The sequence below is a fragment of the Frischella japonica genome, from assembly GCF_014489845.1.
Lineage (GTDB): Bacteria > Pseudomonadota > Gammaproteobacteria > Enterobacterales > Orbaceae > Frischella > Frischella japonica.
In genome coordinates this window covers 157,049-174,949 of the sequence record NZ_JABURY010000021.1, presented here as the reverse complement: position 1 = coordinate 174,949, position 17,901 = coordinate 157,049, and the positions used below count along the sequence as shown (strand labels likewise).

Here is a 17,901-nt window from a genome sequence, read left to right as displayed (position 1 = left end):
CAATAAAAATCCGATTAAATACAAAAATTCTAATTATTTGTAACTATGCGTTACTATATAAATAAGATACAATATCAGCCAATTTTTTGGATGCAACTAAATTAGGAATAACTTTTATTATGTTTAAAAAAATTCGTGGCATTTTTTCTAATGATCTCTCTATCGATTTAGGTACTGCAAATACGCTTATCTACGTTAAAGGACAGGGGATCGTCCTTAATGAGCCATCGGTTGTTGCTATTCGTCAAGATCGTAATGGTGCACCTAAAAGTGTTGCAGCCGTCGGTCACGCTGCTAAACAAATGTTGGGTAGAACACCTGGTAATATTGCAGCGATTCGCCCTATGAAAGATGGCGTTATTGCCGATTTTTCCGTTACGGAAAAAATGTTGCAATATTTTATTCGTCAGGTTCATAGCCACAGTTTTTTAAAACCAAGCCCACGAGTTTTAGTCTGCGTTCCTGTTGGTGCTACTCAAGTGGAAAGGCGCGCTATTCGTGAGTCAGCTTTAGGCGCTGGTGCTCGTGAAGTGTATCTCATCGAAGAACCTATGGCTGCTGCGATTGGTGCTGAATTACCTGTATCAGAGCCAACCGGATCTATGGTGGTCGATATTGGTGGTGGTACGACAGAAGTTGCGGTTATTTCATTAAATGGTGTGGTATATTCCGCTTCAGCAAGAATAGGCGGTGACCGCTTTGATGAAGCTATCATCAATTATGTTCGGCGTAATTTTGGCGCGTTAATTGGTGAAGCAACCGCTGAACGCATTAAACATGCTATCGGTAGTGCTTATCCAGGAGATGAGGTCTTAGAAATTGAAGTCAGAGGACGTAACCTTGCCGAAGGTGTGCCAAGAAGTTTTACCTTAAATTCCAATGAAATTTTAGAGGCTTTACAAGAACCATTAAGTGGTATTGTCAGTGCAGTTAAAGTCGCTTTAGAACAGTGCCCACCAGAGTTAGCTGCCGACATCTCTGAACATGGTATGGTTTTAACGGGTGGCGGTGCTCTGTTACGAAATATTGATAAATTGCTTTCAGCGGAAACGGGTATCCATGTTGTAATTGCAGAAGAACCATTGACTTGTGTTGCTCGTGGTGGTGGTAAAGCGCTTGATATGGTGGATTTGCACGGTGGTGATCTGTTTAGTGAAGAATAACTACTGTCCTTTTGCTCAAATCACTTTTTATTTTAGTAATAAAGGGTGGTTTGGCGAATGAAGCTGATTTTTTCTAAAAGTACGCCTTTGGGATTGCGTATTTTTTTGGCGTTGTCCTTTGCAATATCATTAATCATATGTGATATAAATTACCAACCTTTCACCGTTATAAGATATTATTTAGATACGGCTGTTTCCCCTTTATATTTTGTTTCTAACTCTCCATTATCAGCATTTAATACATTGAATAATTTATCCAAAACGCAACAAGAATTATTAAATGAAAACAAAACGTTAAGAAAACAATTACAAATGCAAGAAAGCGATTTGATTCGATTAAACGCCTTAAAGAAAGAAAATAATGAATTAAGAACATTATTAGGTTCACCATTACGTCATGATGAATATAAAAAGGTTGCCCAAGTTTTATTGGCTGATACTAACCCTTATGCCTATCAAGTTACCTTAGACAAAGGATCCCGGGAAGGTGTATTTGTTAAACAGCCTGTTGTTGATGAAAAAGGCGTCGTCGGTCAAATTTATAGCACTGCTTACAATACCAGTCGGGCTATTTTGATCTGTGATTCACAACATGCTATCCCAGTACAGGTTTTAAGAAATGGTTTAACCATGGTCGCTGTAGGTAATGGTTGTAATAATGACTTATTATTAGATTTTCTCCCGAATAATGTAGATATTCAAGTAGGTGACTTGCTGGTGACTTCAGGTTTGGGAGGGCGATTTCCACAAGGTTATCCGGTTGCTACAGTAAGTTCAGTTAAGGTTGATGAGCATGATTCAACACCAATTATTACTGCGGCACCAATCGCGGATTTAAAACGGTTACATTATCTTTTATTATTATGGAATGAAACTAATAAGCCTCAGGTAATAGCACCGGATCAAGAGACAAACACTAATGAATAATATTGCACATAATTATTGGGTGATTTGGGTAACAATTATTATTGGTCTGCTATTACAAATCATGCCATGGTCATCATCATTTTATATTTTTAAACCACATTGGTTAATGTTAATTCTTATTTATTGGATTGTTGCATTACCGCATCGAGTTGGCATTACAACTGCATTTTTGGTCGGTATAATTATTGATCTTTTCTTGGGTACCTTACTCGGTATACATGCGTTTATTTTTTCATTGATCGCTTACTTAGTACTATTTCGTTTTCAACTTATTAGAAATTTAGCGCTCTGGCAACAATCTTTCATTATTTTTGGTCTGTCAATTTGTTATGATTTATTACTATTATTATTCCAGATCATTCTTTATCGAGTGATTACCATTACACCATTAATTTTCTTTTCCAGTTTTGTCGACGGAATATTATGGGCATGGGTATTTTTACTCTTACGACAAATTAGACGTTGTTTTGCAATCGATTAAATGAGGAAATTATGTCAGTCGAATTGTTTATGAATATCACCCCTTCTGAAACACGAGTTGCTTACATTGAAGATGGTATTCTACAAGAAATTCACATTGATCGAGAATCGAAAAGGGGTATTGTTAGTAATATCTATAAAGGTAAAATTATTCGTATTTTACCGGGTATGCAGGCGGCATTCGTTGATATTGGCTTAGAAAGAGCCGCTTTTTTACATGCTTCAGACATTATGCCACATACGGAATGTGTATCAGATTCTGAACAAGAACAATTTCAAGTAAAAGATATTTCTGAATTAGTTCGCCAAGGTCAGGATATTATGGTGCAAGTGGTAAAAGACCCGATGGGCACGAAAGGAGCGAGATTAACCACAGATATCACATTACCGTCACGCTATCTGGTTTTTATGCCTGGACCAACTTCCGCTCATGTGGCCACTTCGCAACGTATTGAGAGTGAAGAAGAACGTCAACGTTTAAAAAATATTGTGGAAAAATATATTACTACAGAAGGGGGATTTATTGTCCGAACGGCAGCTGAAGGCGCAAGTGAACATGAAATTGCACAAGATATCCAGTTCTTACGACGTCTCTGGAAGAAAATTCAAGAAAGAATGTCACGCCCTGGTAGTAAAAATTTACTTTATGGTGAATTAGTCTTGTCGCAAAGAATACTACGTGATTTCGTTGGCGATCCAATTGAAAAAATTGTAGTCGATTCTAAAAGAACGTTTGATCTATTGTTTGAATTCACTAAAGAGTTTATGCCTGAGGTGACAAGTAAATTGGTGCATTATAAAGGTAATATGCCAATATTTGATCTTTATGATATTGAAAATGAGATACAACGCGCTTTAGATCGAAAAGTACAATTAAAATCAGGCGGTTATTTAATTATCGATCAAACTGAAGCTATGACAACTATCGATATTAATACCGGCGCTTTCGTTGGGCATCGTAATCTTGAAGAAACCATATTTAATACCAATATCGAAGCAACCATTGCCATTGCCAGACAATTACGACTACGTAATCTTGGTGGTATCGTTATTATTGATTTTATTGATATGCAACAAGCACTTCATCGAGAACGTGTATTACAATCATTACAGGAGTCGCTGAGTAAGGATCGTGCTAAAACCACCGTAAATTCATTTTCAGCATTAGGTTTGGTTGAAATGACACGTAAACGTACTCGCGAAAGTATTGAACATATTTTATGTGAAGAATGTCCTTCATGTCGTGGTCGTGGGATGGTTAAATCAGTCGAAACGATTTGTAATGAGATATTACGGGAAATTGTCCGGGTACATAAAGCTCACCGCAGTGAGTATCTGTTAGTTTATGCTTCTTCAGCGGTAGCAAATGCATTAACTGCTGATGAATCACATGCTTTAGCTGAGGTTGAAGTATTTGTCGGTAAACACGTAGAAGTGAAAGTCGAACCTTTTTATGTACAAGAACAGTATGATGTCGTATTAATGTAAGTAATTACTCACATTAACCATCTAATGTCATCTATGAGCAAGAGTTATTAATGATTAAATCGATTATAGGATATATATGATTTTAACAGAAGTTAGTGATCGCCTGCTTACGGCTAATAATCTTAAGCAAAATGATATCGCAAATTTATTGGATATCTTAGCCGGCAGGCAAATTGATTATAGTGATTTATATTTCTCATCCGGTTACTATGAAAGTTGGACATTGGAAGATAAGATTATTAAAAGCGCTAATTTTCATCAGGATCAAGGGGTGGGCGTACGAGCAATATCTGGTGAAAAAACCGGATTTGCTTACACAGATCAAATATCAATGGCAAAATTACAACAAAGTGCCATTGCAGCGCAAAGTATTACTAAAACGACAATCCCGTTACATGTAACCCCATTAAAATCGAGTAAAATTGTCCCAATTTATACCAACATAAATCCGATCAACAATACCAAACAAGAAGTAAAGATTGCATTACTCCAACATATCGATCGATTAGCTCGTTCCCTTGACCATCGTGTCATTGATGTGGTTGCCACCTTAGTGGGGAGTTACGAAGATGTGCTAATTGCGGCTACGGATGGCACCTTCGCAGCCGATACTCGTCCGTTAGTTCGATTATCAATTTCGGTGTTAGTCGAACAAGATAACATTCGCGAACGTGGCACAAGTGGCGGTGGCGGACGTTTTGGTTATGATTATTTCTTTTCAATCAACCCAAAAACAGGCGACAGTCAAGTTGATAGTTATACCAAAGAAGCCGTTAGATTAGCATTAATTGCTTTATCGGCTGAATCTGCACCGGCGGGCTCAATGCCAGTCGTATTGGGTGCTGGCTGGCCAGCAGTACTACTTCATGAAGCGGTTGGACACGGTCTAGAAGGTGATTTCAATCGTAAACAATCTTCGGTATTTAGTGGCAAAATTGGTCAACTTGTTACTTCAGAATTATGCACTATTGTAGATGATGCAACAATTAAAGATCGTCGTGGTTCATTAACAATTGATGATGAAGGTACCTTGGGTCAACGTACGGTATTAATTGAGAACGGCATATTAAAAGGTTATATGTTTGATAAACTTAATGCTAAATTGATGGAAACTTCATCGACAGGAAATGGTCGCCGTGAAGGCTATGCTTATTTACCAATGCCACGGATGACTAACACTTATATGCTTGGGGGTCAATCAAGCTTTGATGAAATTATTAACAGTGTTGATCGTGGTATATATGCGCCTGGTTTAGCGGGTGGGCAGGTTGATATTACTTCCGGTAAGTTCGTGTTTTCAACATCAGAAGCGTATTTGATCGAAAAAGGTAAAATAACTAAACCGATAAAAGGTGCAACATTAATTGGTTCAGGTATTGAAACGATGCAAAACATATCAATGGTTGGTAATGATATGACATTAGATATGGGGGTTGGCATGTGTGGTAAAGATGGACAAAGTGTTCCTGTCGGTGTCGGTCAACCGACGCTAAAAGTTGATCATTTGACAGTAGGTGGCACAATAAAGTAATAAAATTTATTTAGTATGTATTTTGGAGGGAAATAAAATTAATGGAAACAATCGTTACACTCTATAGTGCCTTTGTTAATTTGGACTATGCAACCCTATCTAATCCCAATGTGTTATGGATATTGTATGGTATGTTGTTTATGATCATTCTATTAGAAAATGGAATCTTACCAGCTGCTTTTTTACCCGGTGATAGTTTATTATTTTTAACCGGTGTATTAATTAGCCAAGATGTCTTTCATTTTGGTTTAATCAATGTGATTTTGATCTCTGGTGCAGCGTTTGGCACTTGGTTAGGTTACATTCAAGGTCGATGGCTAGGTAATACTAAAATCGTCAAAAGTTGGATGGAACATTTACCAGAAAAATATCATCAAAAATCAGAAGTTTTATTCCATAAATATGGCTTACAAGCATTATTTATTGGTCGCTTTATCGCATTTGTTAGAACTTTATTACCAATGATGGCAGGCTTATCCGGTTTACATAGTAAAAAGTTTCATATTTATAATTGGATCAGTGCAACGTTATGGATTTCATTAATTGTGACCCTTGGCTATCTATTTGGTAATTCACCTTTTTTCAAAGATTATGAAAAGCAAATTATGTCATTGCTGATGTTGATTCCAGTATTTTTATTAGTTATGGGATTAATATTCTCGGCTTGGATGGCATTGAAACGTTGGTTAGCCAATAAGAAATCGTCACAAACCAGTGTAAATAAAGATAAGAATTAAAAAGAAATCAACCGATAAGCCGGGTTCTGTCGAGGACAATCATTCATCTAGGCTAATGCTCACGCATTAGCTCAAGCAGTCTACCCGGATTCAACGCGGGCCGCGCCAATGAATCCCTATTTGACCTTGCTCCGAGTGGAGTTTACCATGCCACAACGGTTGCCCATTGTGCGGTGCGCTCTTACCGCACCCTTTCACCCTTACCTGATCTTAATTCAATAAGCCATCGGCGGTATACTCTCTGTTGCACTTGTCGTGAATTTTCGTTCACACAAAAATCCCCCAGGCGTTACCTGGCACTCTGCCCTATGGAGCCCGGACTTTCCTCCCCTTTATTTGTCTCCCCAAAAGGACAACAATAAAGCAGCGATTGTCTAGTTGATTTCCAAGGCAAGGATAACCGATTAATTCTGGGTTGTAAATGATTTTACCGATTATCCCAACTTGATTGTCGCATTTACCACTAATAAGCCATGAATTTTTTTGCTATTCTTCACGATTAAGTTTATCTGTTAATGCCTCACTTAAAGTAGAGTAGAATGCGAGTTTATTTTCTATTGGCAGTAATTTAGCACGGGCCAATGTTTTTAATGGCTGAAACTGTAGTTCAGCAATAGATAAATCAACATCAGCAGGTAATGCATCAATAAAATGCGTCAACGCATTGAGACCTCCAGCATCAAGTAATGGTACGGCATCCCACTGTAACACGATATGTTTATAACCATTAATACGATTATATAATTCTAAAAATATCTTTTCTGCGGCGGCAAAAAACAGTGGCCCATTGATACGTACAATTAACGTTTCTTCGGTACTTAATGGTGACTCGACTAATCTTGTCATGCGCGAAATACGACGCATAAATAGTAATGACGCTAACACAATTCCAAACGTGATAGCAATCACCATATCAAATAGCACTGTTAACGACATACAAATTAACATAATAATAATGTCATCTTTAGGTGCACGTTTTAAAATATAGACCATTCGTTTAGCTTCACTCATGTTCCAGGCCACAATTAATAACAATGCCGCCATCGCCGATAATGGCAAGTAGGATAAAATCGGGGCAAAGCTTATTAATGCTAATAATACAACAATCGCATGAAAACAAGATGAAAGTGGTGATGTGGCGCCAGCTTTCACATTTGCAGCAGAACGAGCAATAGCCGCTGTTGCAGAAATACCACCAAAAAACGGCGCAAGAATATTACCTATTCCCTGACCAATTAATTCACTATTTGAATTGTGCTTAGTATGCGTCATTTCATCTAGCACAACTGCACACAATAAGGATTCTATTGCACATAGCATTGCCATGGTTAAGCCAATAGGTACTAATGCCGAAAATACCGCCCAATCCCAATGTAATTCGGCTGATTGCCACGGTAAAATAAATTCAGGTAATACCGCTGGAATACCATGTCCAATAGTACCATCAGGAAGAGTATAACTAAAACGCGAACCAATGGTTTCTACTGATAAACCAAATTGCTGTAAAAAAAGCATGACAACGACACCAACTAAAATAGCCGGTAAATGACCAGGAAATTTGAGCCTCAATTTTGGCCAAATAATCAAAATTACTAAGGTTGATATACCGACAAGTAAATCTGTGAATTGTAAGGTGGGAAAAGCTGTAGCTATAGCTGTCACTTTGCCAATATAACTCTCCGGCATATGTTCAATGTTCAAACCAAACAGATCTTTAATCTGCATTGTGGCTATAGTTATACCAATTCCGCAGGTAAAACCTAGGACAACAGGTAACGGGATATATTCAATCAACCGCCCTAAGCGAATGATCCCCATTAAGATGAGAAATATGCCGGATAACAGTGTAGCAATTAATAATCCAGATAAATCATATTGCATTGCAACAGGATAAAGAATAACCACAAAAGCCGCAGTGGGACCTGAAATACTAAATCGTGATCCCCCCGTTAAGGCGATGACAATCCCAGCGATAATAGCGGTATACAGACCATGTTGTGGTGCAACACCACTTGCAATTGCGAGTGCCATTGATAAAGGAATCGCGATAATACCAACGGTAATACCAGCAATAATATCTTTTAATAAACGTTGTTTGTTATATGGGGTCGTGATACAGGCAGCTTTAACCGCACTGCCGATCTGAATGATACTAATATTATGCCACTTCATGTCAATTTATTCATCAAAATCAGAATGTTTGATTAAACGGCTCTTTATTTATGACAATTAAAGTTAAAGCGAGCAAGACTAATCAAACAATTGGTTAATTAAGTGATTAATAAGATACGCCTTTTACATAAAAATAAAAGAGAATCACCACTTCATTAACAAAAATATTTGTCACGAAGCCGTGTTATACATGAAAATGGTTAGATTTGTAACCAAAAAGTAACAGGACCATCATTAATGAGTGAAATTTGCATATCAGCGGCAAAAATTCCTGTTTGTGTCGGAATACGTAATTGACATAATGAAACAAAATACTCATATAAACGCTTCGCGTCTTCAGGCTTAGCACCTTTGGTAAAACTTGGTCGCATACCTTTTTTGGTATCAGCGGCTAATGTAAACTGAGAAACGACTAAAACACTGCCATTTACCTGTTGAATATTAAGATTCATTTTGCCGTTTTCATCACTAAAAATACGATAACCTAGCACCTTATCACATAATCGCTGTGTTGTTTCTTGATCATCGCCTTGTTCAACTCCGAGTAAGATTAATAAACCCTGTTCGATTTGGCCGACAGTTTGTCCAGCGACATCAACACTGGCTTGTTTTACACGTTGTATTAAAGCGATCATAATCTATCCTATTAATTATCTTCTTTTAATGCGAGATTGCTTTTACGATGATTATTATATTCTGCTAATGAAGCAGCAAATTCAGCACCAAACAAAATGATACACCATGAAAAGTAAATCCAAATCAATAACAGTGGTATTGACGATAACACACCATAAATTAACTGATAAGTTGGGAATGACGTTACATATAGGGTAAATGCCCGTTTACCTAACTCAAATAAGATCGCAGCTAACACTGCGCCACACACCGATTCAATAACCGGTACTGTTTCTGTCGGTACAATGCAATAAAGTAACCAGAAACCCACCACCGAAATAATGAAGGGAAGAGAATTAAGGAAAATTGAACTAACCGTTGAATCACTTAACCATTTTGTAGAAAAAATATATGAACTGATCGCAACACTAGCACCTATCAAAATTGGACCGAGTGTCAATACCGTCCAATACATGGTTAAGTTATACATAATTGAACGACGACGCTTGGTTCGCCAAATAAAATTTAATGCACTATCAATTGAACGGATTAATAATAAAGATGTAACGATTAAACCAATAATGCCAAATACCGTCATCCGATTAGTATTGGCAATAAATTGCTCAAAATAAGGAACCAATGTGTCACTAGCCGTAGGAGCTAAATTGTTATAAATATAAGTTTTAACATTGCCACTTACTTTATCAAAAATAGGAAAGGCAGAAAGTAATGAAAAGATAACGGTAATTAAAGGAATCAACGATAAAATGGTAGTATAAGCCAAACTTGCTGCTGAAGTGGTCAGTCGATCACGGATAATATGTTGTATTAAAATATTTATAAAGGTTTGAGCATCTTTGGTTGTATGACTTAAATTCAATTTAATCAGCTTCATTGATCTTCCTCAAGCAATTATTTTGGAGATAAAATACAGTCTGATATTCCATTACTTTCTAAACGCGTTTTAATACTTTCAGCTTCCGTTTTTGAATAGGATCCATCAACCATTACCCGATATAATTTATCGTTAACAATGGTTGCTGTCACACCAAACATCGCTAATTTTGCTTTTGCAGTTTCAGCATTGTCTTTATCTTTGAAAGCACCGCATTGTAAAATCCAATTATTTAACTGGGTTGCTGGGTTGGTTATCATATTAGCACTATCATTTATAAAATGATCGAGAATTTGCTGACGTTCTTGATTTTGTTGCTGTTTTATTTGTTGCTGTTGAATAGATAATTGATGATTTTCGGCTTTCTCTAACTCTTTCAAATAAGTCCAACGTTCTTCTGGTTTACTTGGTAAAGTGAATTGTGGTTTTTCAGTAATTTTTTTTATCGGGGGAGTCGGTTTATTACTGTTATTTGAGGAAACAAAATACAAAATAGCCACAAATAAAATGACCAAAAGAGAAACTAATACCACTAAAATATTAGGTATTTTACGTGATTTATTACTGGACTTAGCCTTACTTTTTTTTCTGGTACTTTTTTTGACATAATCACGTTGTGCCACAATTTTGCTCTCTTAATACGCTTCATTTAAATAGATTGTATAATGTACAAATAAAAAAAGTGGTTTACACCACTTTTATTTAGATTTAAACAAAATGTCTAAAAGCACAAAAATCTGTGCTTTTACGTCATTAACAGATTTAAGCTAATGCGCTGATCTGTTTTGTTAAGCTTGCTTTATGACGTGCAGCTTTATTCTTGTGGATTAAACCACGAGCCGCCTGACGATCAACAACAACTTGCATGTCTTTAAATGCTACTTGCGCTGATTCTTTATCACCAGCTGCGATAGCTGCGTATACTTTCTTGATATAAGTACGCATCATTGAACGACGACTTGCGTTGTGTTTACGGCGTTTTTCAGATTGAACTGCACGCTTCTTAGCTGATTTAATATTAGCCAAGGTCAACTCCCAAAATTAGTTTAACTAATTAAAACATAATTATCATTAAGGCGGAAAAATATGCCTTATTTAAGCTATTTTGTCAACAAGAAATTTTTGTTAAATCCATTTTTAATTTATCCTTAGTAAACTTTTTTATGATAAAATAGCGCACAGTTTTTTTGAATTATAAATTTTAGAAAGGGGAAGTTTCATGGCAATTATTAGAATGAAGGATCTTGATCTTAAAGGTAAACGTGTTTTTATCCGTTCTGACCTTAATGTCCCGGTAAAAGACGGTAAAGTCACTTCCGATGCACGTATCCGTGCATCACTGCCAACCATTGAAGACGCCATTAAACAAGGGGCGAAAGTGATGGTAACATCACACATTGGTCGCCCTACAGAAGGTGAATATAATCCTGAATTTTCACTTCAACCTGTTGTTGATTATCTAAAGGCTCACGTTAGTTTTCCTGTCCGCTTAGTAAAAGATTATCTTGATGGCGTAGATGTCAAAGAAGGTGAATTAGTTGTATTAGAAAACGTTCGTTTTAATAAAGGCGAAGGTAAAGACGATGAAGCACTATCTAAAAAATATGCAGCATTATGTGATATTTATGTTATGGACGCGTTTGGTACAGCTCACCGCGCTCAAGCATCCACTCATGGTGTAGGTCGCTTTGCTCCCGTATCTTGCGCGGGTCCATTACTTTCTGCTGAATTAGACGCGTTAGGTAAAGCATTAGATAATCCAGCGCGCCCAATGGTAGCGATTGTAGCGGGTTCTAAAGTATCAACTAAATTAACCGTACTTGATTCTTTATCAAAAATTGCTGACCAAATTATTGTTGGTGGTGGTATCGCCAATACTTTCATCGCTGCTGAAGGATATAATGTTGGTAAATCATTATATGAAGCCGATTTAATTCCTGAAGCAAAAAAACTTATGCAAAATTGCACTATCCCGGTTCCAACCGATGTTCGCGTTGCCACTGAATTTAGTGAAACAGCAACAGCAACATTAAAATCGGTAAAAGATGTGCAGAGTAATGAGCAAATTCTTGATATTGGTGATGCTTCTGCTGAAGAATTGGCTAAAATCATTAAAAATGCTAAAACAATCCTTTGGAATGGTCCTGTGGGTGTATTTGAGTTCCCTAACTTCCGTCGCGGTACTGAAATTGTTGCCAATGCGATTGCCGATAGTGCAGGTTTCTCTATTGCCGGCGGTGGTGATACATTAGCTGCGATCGATTTATTTGGTATCGAAGATAAAATCTCGTATATTTCTACTGGTGGCGGCGCTTTCCTTGAATTTGTGGAAGGTAAAAAATTACCAGCTGTTGCCATGTTGGAAGCAAGAGGAAAATAATTAACTTTAACATAGTTACCAAGGATGAGAAATGACTCATCCTTTACTTTTTATAAAATCTAAAGGTAAGAATAATGACAAAAATTTCAGATGTAGTAAAACCAGGTGTTATTACTGGTGATGACGTTCAGAAAGTGTTTCAAGTAGCACGAGAAAATAATTTTGCATTACCTGCTGTAAACTGTGTCAACACTGATACAATCAATGCTGTTATTGAAACTGCAGCTAAAGTTCGCTCTCCGGTTGTTGTACAATTTTCTAACGGTGGTGCACAATTTATGGCCGGTAAAGGATTAAAATTAGAAGGTCAAGAAAGTGCTGTATTAGGTGCAATTTCAGGTGCTAAGCATGTTCATTTGATCGCTGAAAAATACGGTGTACCTGTTTTAGTACATACTGACCATTGTGCTAAAAAATTACTACCTTGGGTTGATGGATTACTTGATGCTGGCGAAGCACATTTTGCCCGTACCGGTAAACCACTGTTTTCTTCGCATATGATCGATTTATCCGAAGAATCTTTAAAAGACAATATTGATCTATGCTGTCAATATCTTGCGCGCATGAAAGCAATCGGTATGACATTAGAACTTGAATTAGGTTGTACTGGTGGTGAAGAAGATGGTGTTGATAACAGCCATATGGATAGTTCTGCGCTTTATACCCAACCAGAAGATGTAGCATATGCTTACGAACGTTTAAATGAAATCAGTCCTCGTTTTACTATAGCTGCTGCATTTGGTAATGTTCATGGTGTTTACAAACCAGGTAATGTTAAATTAACACCAAAAATTCTCGATAACTCACAAAAATACGTATCAGAAAAATTCGACCTACCAGAAAAATCCTTGAACTTTGTATTCCATGGTGGTTCTGGCTCGACTCCAGAAGAAATTGCCGAAGCAGTTAAATATGGTGTAGTAAAAATGAATATTGATACAGATACACAATGGGCTAACTGGGAAGGTATTTTAAAATACTATAAAGCTAACGAAAGTTACTTACAAGGCCAATTAGGTAATCCAGAAGGTCCTGATTCACCAAACAAAAAATACTACGATCCACGTGTATGGTTACGTAAAGGTGAAGAATCTCTTATCGCTCGATTAGAATTAGCATTTAAAGAATTAAATGCAGTAGATGTTTTATAATCCACTAAGCATCTTGAGGCTACCAACCCACTATTATATAGTGGGTTTTTTTATGATAAAAATTTAATGATTTTGCTAGTTGAGTAATAATAAACAATGGTTATTTAGTCTGTTTACCAACCTTCAATCGGATCTACATCAATACTCCAACGGGTATTTTTGGCTTCTGGCAATTGTTCAATCATTAAAACCAATTCATTTAGCAGGATTTGTAATTTACTGCGTTGACTATGTTGTAGTAATAACTGCCAACGAAAATAACCGGCTTTTTTGGCTTGATTAGCTTGGTTTGGCCCCAGTAACCACAAATCAGGATCTGGGTAATGATCATTTAGCCACATGGCAACTTTTTGTAATAATTGTGGTGCATATTGATTATTGCGATCAGCGGCATGAATTAATACCTGATAGCTAAACGGTGGTAAAAATGTGTTTTTTCTTTCGACTAAGGTTTGCTTAGCAAAAGCGGGATAACCTTCATGTAATAAGATATTCAGTAACGGATGCTCAGGGTGATACGTCTGTAAAATCACCTCGCCAGTTTTATTTTCTCGTCCAGCACGTCCAGATACTTGGGTATAGATTTGCGCAAACCGTTCGGTAGCACGAAAATCACTGGAAAATAAAGCACCATCAACATCCACAATACCAACTAACGTTACATCAGGAAAATGATGACCTTTAGCGAGAATTTGGGTTCCCACTAAAATATGTCTTCCCCCTTGGTGAATAGCTTGCAGGTAATGATCCAAGCACCCTTTTTTACTAATTGAATCGCGATCAATGCGACTAACAGGAATACCAGGAAAGAGTATATTTAGTTGTTTCTCCAACTGTTCAGTACCAAATCCAATAGGAACCAAATGGGTTGAACCACATTTGGGACATTGATCTGGAATAGCTCGTGGTGTATCACAATAATGACAAATTAATTTATTTTGGTTCTGATGATAAGTAAAAGGTTTATCACACCGTGGGCACTCTGCAATCCAACCACAATCATGACATATCAACAATGGAGCAAATCCTCGGCGATTTAAAAAAAGCATCACTTGATTATCATTTGCTAAATGTTGATTAATTTTAGCAATAAGTGGTTGCGATAAGCCTGCCGCTAATACTAACCCTTTAATATCTAAAATGGTCTGCTTAGCCAGCTCTGCTTCACCGGCTCTTTCAGTCAATAATAAATGATGATATCGCTTACTTTCAGCATTATTTAATGTTTCTAAAGATGGGGTTGCCGAACCTAATACGATAGGTATATTCTCTATTTTGGCTCGTAATATCGCTAAATCACGCGCATGATAACGCCAACCCTCTTGTTGTTTAAAGGATGTGTCATGTTCTTCATCAACAATAATCATACCGAGATCACGAAATGGTGTGAATAACGCCGAACGCGTACCAATCACAATCGCAATATCACCACAACGACATTGCAGCCAGGCCGCTAAGCGCGCTTTTTCACTCATTGCCGAATGAAGCACTACCATCGGCACATTGAATCGTTGCTTAAAACGTTTTATTGTTTGGGGAGTAAGACCGATTTCCGGAACTAATACAAGTACTTGTTGTCCCTTACAAATCACTGATTGAATTGACTGTAAATAAACTTCAGTTTTCCCGGAACCAGTCACCCCTTCTAATAAATAAACGGCAAATTGAGTAAGATGTTGTTCGATACTCGCTATAGCATTAAGCTGCTGCGCATTGAGCTGAAAGGCTGGTTGTTGAGCTACAATATCCATATGCCAATGGTGTCTTACGGGTAATACTGCAACTTTTTCGATTAGTTTTTTTGCTTGTAATGCCTTAAAAATGGTCGGTGAAAAATCTGAATTATCGATTTTTCCACCAGATTGCATTAATTTCAATAAGGCTTGTTGTTTATGGGAACGTGTTAAATTACGATAATCAAATATTGTCCCTTTTTGGGTTAATTGCCATACCCATGTTTCTGCCAAAGTGGCAGGTCTCCCTTGACGAAGTAAAATGGGCAAAGCATGAAATAATACTTCCCCCAATGGATAATGGTAATAATCAGCGGCCCGCTTTAAGAATTGCCATAATTTGGCTGAATATAACGGTTGCTCATCAAGTAATAGATGAATTGATTTTAGTTTATCTGACGCAAATTGACTGTTATGACACAATTCAACGACGATACCAATTGCTTGCCGTCGACCAAAAGGCACTTGCACGCGTTGTCCAATACCAATGGTTTTCACCAGCACATCAGGCACAATATAGTCAAAAATCTGATGTAAACGAATGGGTAATACAACTTTGGCTATTAACATAACAATACAAGAAGAGAACGCAAAGCACTATATTACCACATTTATACTAATTTAGTTTGTTACCTATCATAAGTAAATGTGATTTTAACCAATCACACGAAATAATAATTTACCATAAATCATGATCCAAACGCTTCTACAAAAAACCGTTTATAAAATAGATAAAAGCTGTTTTATTAAGCTTATTTATCGGGTTTTGTTAATAGTACCACTTATTAAAATAATTATTTTACAGAAAAATAAACTTCTATTATTTTTTAATTTTGCAAAACCAAAACGCGCAAAAAATTATTATAATTTATAATGTTACATTAAAATTAAACGTGAGATAAATGAAAAATATGCTATAATTATTTCTAATAATCAGAAAGGGGAAATCTTACGATGAGTTGCTATAATAATATTTCTTTGAAGTATATATCGCATCGGCTTGGCCATTTTTGTACAAAAAAAACTGCCAATTTACGATCAAATCCATTTAAGTTTTTTGCAATTACACAAAGGGATTTTGTAACCTCTCGAAAGGATCATGTATTATCAACAACGTCTAAATTTTGCTTACTGTTTTTAATGGTATCTAGTTTAGCTGAAGCAGCACTTACGGCACAATCTGCCAATAGTATACAAGGTACAGCGCCTTATTTTACCTTTGATAAAGGAAAACATAAAATTACTACCACTGATGATTTGTTATGGATGAGTTTTAATCACGACGATCAAATGATTATCTATACAGGTGCCAACAACACATCATCGCTGGATGAACCAATTGAAGTACCACCATCAATTAGTACTTTTACTGATATTTTTTTACCCGTGCCGGTAGATGCTCCTTTTTCGAGAGACGGTAGTCAAACGATAAGTTTAGATGCGTTAGTGCGTCCTCCCTATTCCTATTGGGATGATGATGAAGGTGATGGTAAAAATAATGATGAAATTTCTGCACAAGGTAATTTGCGGCTTGAAATACGTGATGAAAATGGTTGGTTGATTAAACGGACAGACCCATTCGTCCCATGTAATTCAGATTATTATCGTATTATTTTAACCAATACCTCTGGCAAATTAATGACCAAATATGGCGTACCTAATTCCACTTCATTTATGATTAAACCGGTTACATTTTATATCCGTCATAAAGCGCAACCTTATGCTTGTTGGGCCGCACCCTACTTATTATCAAATGGTGGTCCTGCAAATAATAGTAATTATAATGGCCCAAGTAATCAATGGGATTTTAGCAAAGGATTTTTTCTCCAAGATTTGAATACCCCTTCTAGAAATTTTCCTACCATCGCGAGTAAAGGAAATTTTTTTACTTTAACAATGGCTGTATCGCAGGTAAGTGATATCTCATATAGCAAACAACCAAGTGATTCTAAATTAAGTTTAATTATTAGTAGTGCATCAGAAAGCCGTAATGTTGCAAAGATTGAAATCCTCGGACCAAGTGATGGTGCTACAGCTCAACAAGCTAAATTCACCCCTACGACTTTCACCATTTATGCCAATCAGGAACAAACTAAAGTTATTTATACATTTAAAATTAATAAGTGGTTTATTGTTAAGCCAGTAGAAAATACAGGCACGAGACCTATTCCTGGCATTTACTATTCTGAAGCGGAACAATACTGTAACGATTTAGGTTATCGTGTCCCTGGTGTATTAGAATTAACTAATGCGAATAATAGTTATGAACCCATCGAATGGAATAATGGACTTGCTGATCAACCTAATAATTATCAAAGAATCATTGGCGGTGGGTTATTAGCTGAATGGGGGAAAATGTTAAGCACCATATACACTAATGATGTGCTGGTAACTAAATTTTGGACCGCAGATTTTAAAAAAGATAATGATCAAATATTAAGATATACTGTTGGTACAAATACTGGTGATATCTACATATCTCAAGATAGCAATGATGCTCAAGGTATTTGTGTTTCACCATGATATATTGTTATATCATGGTTTGATATTTCATGGTTATCAATTTTTATAAAAGGGTATGAATGTGAGTGAATTAGCGCATCAACATTCATACCTATAAGTGTTAACA

At 36.6% G+C, this 17,901-nt stretch carries 15 protein-coding genes and 1 other RNA gene; 9 read left to right on the top strand and 7 right to left on the bottom strand.

The window, feature by feature from the left end:
- Positions 1-119: 119 nt before the first annotated feature.
- From FcAc13_RS11545 to FcAc13_RS11520, 6 genes are all read left to right on the top strand, one after another.
- Complete coding sequence (locus FcAc13_RS11545) at positions 120-1,163, top strand: rod shape-determining protein (RefSeq protein WP_187756367.1); 1,044 nt, start codon at positions 120-122, stop codon at positions 1,161-1,163.
- Between the two features lie 57 nt (positions 1,164-1,220).
- Positions 1,221-2,090, top strand: coding sequence for a rod shape-determining protein MreC (gene mreC / locus FcAc13_RS11540; protein WP_187756366.1), 870 nt, complete (start codon positions 1,221-1,223; stop codon positions 2,088-2,090).
- Positions 2,083-2,571 (top strand): rod shape-determining protein MreD, encoded by a 489-nt coding sequence (gene mreD / locus FcAc13_RS11535; protein WP_187756365.1) that lies wholly within the window; start codon positions 2,083-2,085, stop codon positions 2,569-2,571. Before mreC ends, mreD begins: the two co-directional genes overlap by 8 nt.
- Positions 2,572-2,582: 11 nt before the next feature.
- The gene (rng, locus tag FcAc13_RS11530; RefSeq protein ID WP_187756364.1) at positions 2,583-4,058 is read left to right on the top strand and encodes a ribonuclease G; all 1,476 of its coding nucleotides are present in this window, start codon (positions 2,583-2,585) and stop codon (positions 4,056-4,058) included.
- 76 nt (positions 4,059-4,134) lie between these two features.
- Positions 4,135-5,589: a metalloprotease TldD gene (tldD, locus tag FcAc13_RS11525; protein WP_187756363.1), complete on the top strand. Its 1,455-nt coding sequence runs from the start codon at positions 4,135-4,137 to the stop codon at positions 5,587-5,589.
- Between the two features lie 41 nt (positions 5,590-5,630).
- Complete coding sequence (locus FcAc13_RS11520) at positions 5,631-6,326, top strand: DedA family protein (RefSeq protein WP_187756362.1); 696 nt, start codon at positions 5,631-5,633, stop codon at positions 6,324-6,326.
- Here the strand turns inward: FcAc13_RS11520 and rnpB are convergent.
- The 6 genes from rnpB to rpsT all read right to left on the bottom strand — a co-directional run bounded on the left by rnpB (position 6,326) and on the right by rpsT (position 11,034).
- Positions 6,326-6,712, bottom strand: an RNA gene (gene rnpB / locus FcAc13_RS11515) — RNase P RNA component class A. The genes FcAc13_RS11520 and rnpB overlap by 1 nt on opposite strands.
- 100 nt (positions 6,713-6,812) lie before the next feature.
- Positions 6,813-8,498 (bottom strand): C4-dicarboxylic acid transporter DauA, encoded by a 1,686-nt coding sequence (gene dauA, locus FcAc13_RS11510; RefSeq protein ID WP_187756361.1) that lies wholly within the window; start codon positions 8,496-8,498, stop codon positions 6,813-6,815.
- A gap of 200 nt (positions 8,499-8,698) precedes the next feature.
- On the bottom strand, positions 8,699-9,133 hold the full coding sequence (dtd, locus tag FcAc13_RS11505) for a D-aminoacyl-tRNA deacylase (protein ID WP_187756360.1): 435 nt from the start codon (positions 9,131-9,133) through the stop codon (positions 8,699-8,701).
- Positions 9,134-9,144: 11 nt separating this feature from the next.
- Entirely contained in the window at positions 9,145-10,008 is an 864-nt protein-coding gene (locus tag FcAc13_RS11500) for a virulence factor BrkB family protein (RefSeq protein ID WP_187756359.1), read from the bottom strand.
- 17 nt (positions 10,009-10,025) lie between these two features.
- Entirely contained in the window at positions 10,026-10,631 is a 606-nt protein-coding gene (locus tag FcAc13_RS12460; RefSeq protein ID WP_187756358.1) for an SPOR domain-containing protein, read from the bottom strand.
- Positions 10,632-10,770: 139 nt separating this feature from the next.
- Positions 10,771-11,034, bottom strand: a complete 264-nt coding sequence (rpsT, locus tag FcAc13_RS11490; RefSeq protein WP_187756357.1) for a 30S ribosomal protein S20 — start codon at positions 11,032-11,034, stop codon at positions 10,771-10,773.
- 193 nt (positions 11,035-11,227) lie between these two features.
- Between rpsT and pgk the strand changes: the two genes are divergently transcribed.
- Positions 11,228-12,388: a phosphoglycerate kinase gene (pgk, locus tag FcAc13_RS11485; protein WP_187756356.1), complete on the top strand. Its 1,161-nt coding sequence runs from the start codon at positions 11,228-11,230 to the stop codon at positions 12,386-12,388.
- A 74-nt stretch (positions 12,389-12,462) separates the two neighbouring features.
- Positions 12,463-13,539: a class II fructose-bisphosphate aldolase gene (gene fbaA, locus FcAc13_RS11480; RefSeq protein ID WP_187756355.1), complete on the top strand. Its 1,077-nt coding sequence runs from the start codon at positions 12,463-12,465 to the stop codon at positions 13,537-13,539.
- Between the two features lie 113 nt (positions 13,540-13,652).
- Here fbaA and priA read toward each other — a convergent pair whose 3' ends face one another.
- Positions 13,653-15,842, bottom strand: coding sequence for a primosomal protein N' (gene priA / locus FcAc13_RS11475; RefSeq protein ID WP_187756354.1), 2,190 nt, complete (start codon positions 15,840-15,842; stop codon positions 13,653-13,655).
- 570 nt (positions 15,843-16,412) lie between these two features.
- Between priA and FcAc13_RS11470 the strand changes: the two genes are divergently transcribed.
- A complete protein-coding gene (locus FcAc13_RS11470) occupies positions 16,413-17,795 on the top strand; it encodes a hypothetical protein (protein WP_187756353.1) in 1,383 nt (460 codons plus the stop codon).
- Positions 17,796-17,901 lie beyond the last annotated feature (106 nt).

Coding starts and splice junctions, on each gene's coding strand:
- FcAc13_RS11545 (WP_187756367.1), top strand. CDS start 120: ATGTTTAAAAAAATTCGTGGCATTTTTTCTAATGATCTCTCTATCGAT.
- mreC (WP_187756366.1), top strand. CDS start 1,221: ATGAAGCTGATTTTTTCTAAAAGTACGCCTTTGGGATTGCGTATTTTT.
- mreD (WP_187756365.1), top strand. CDS start 2,083: ATGAATAATATTGCACATAATTATTGGGTGATTTGGGTAACAATTATT.
- rng (WP_187756364.1), top strand. CDS start 2,583: ATGTCAGTCGAATTGTTTATGAATATCACCCCTTCTGAAACACGAGTT.
- tldD (WP_187756363.1), top strand. CDS start 4,135: ATGATTTTAACAGAAGTTAGTGATCGCCTGCTTACGGCTAATAATCTT.
- FcAc13_RS11520 (WP_187756362.1), top strand. CDS start 5,631: ATGGAAACAATCGTTACACTCTATAGTGCCTTTGTTAATTTGGACTAT.
- dauA (WP_187756361.1), bottom strand. CDS start 8,498: ATGAAGTGGCATAATATTAGTATCATTCAGATCGGCAGTGCGGTTAAA.
- dtd (WP_187756360.1), bottom strand. CDS start 9,133: ATGATCGCTTTAATACAACGTGTAAAACAAGCCAGTGTTGATGTCGCT.
- FcAc13_RS11500 (WP_187756359.1), bottom strand. CDS start 10,008: ATGAAGCTGATTAAATTGAATTTAAGTCATACAACCAAAGATGCTCAA.
- pgk (WP_187756356.1), top strand. CDS start 11,228: ATGGCAATTATTAGAATGAAGGATCTTGATCTTAAAGGTAAACGTGTT.
- fbaA (WP_187756355.1), top strand. CDS start 12,463: ATGACAAAAATTTCAGATGTAGTAAAACCAGGTGTTATTACTGGTGAT.
- priA (WP_187756354.1), bottom strand. CDS start 15,842: ATGTTAATAGCCAAAGTTGTATTACCCATTCGTTTACATCAGATTTTT.
- FcAc13_RS11470 (WP_187756353.1), top strand. CDS start 16,413: ATGGTATCTAGTTTAGCTGAAGCAGCACTTACGGCACAATCTGCCAAT.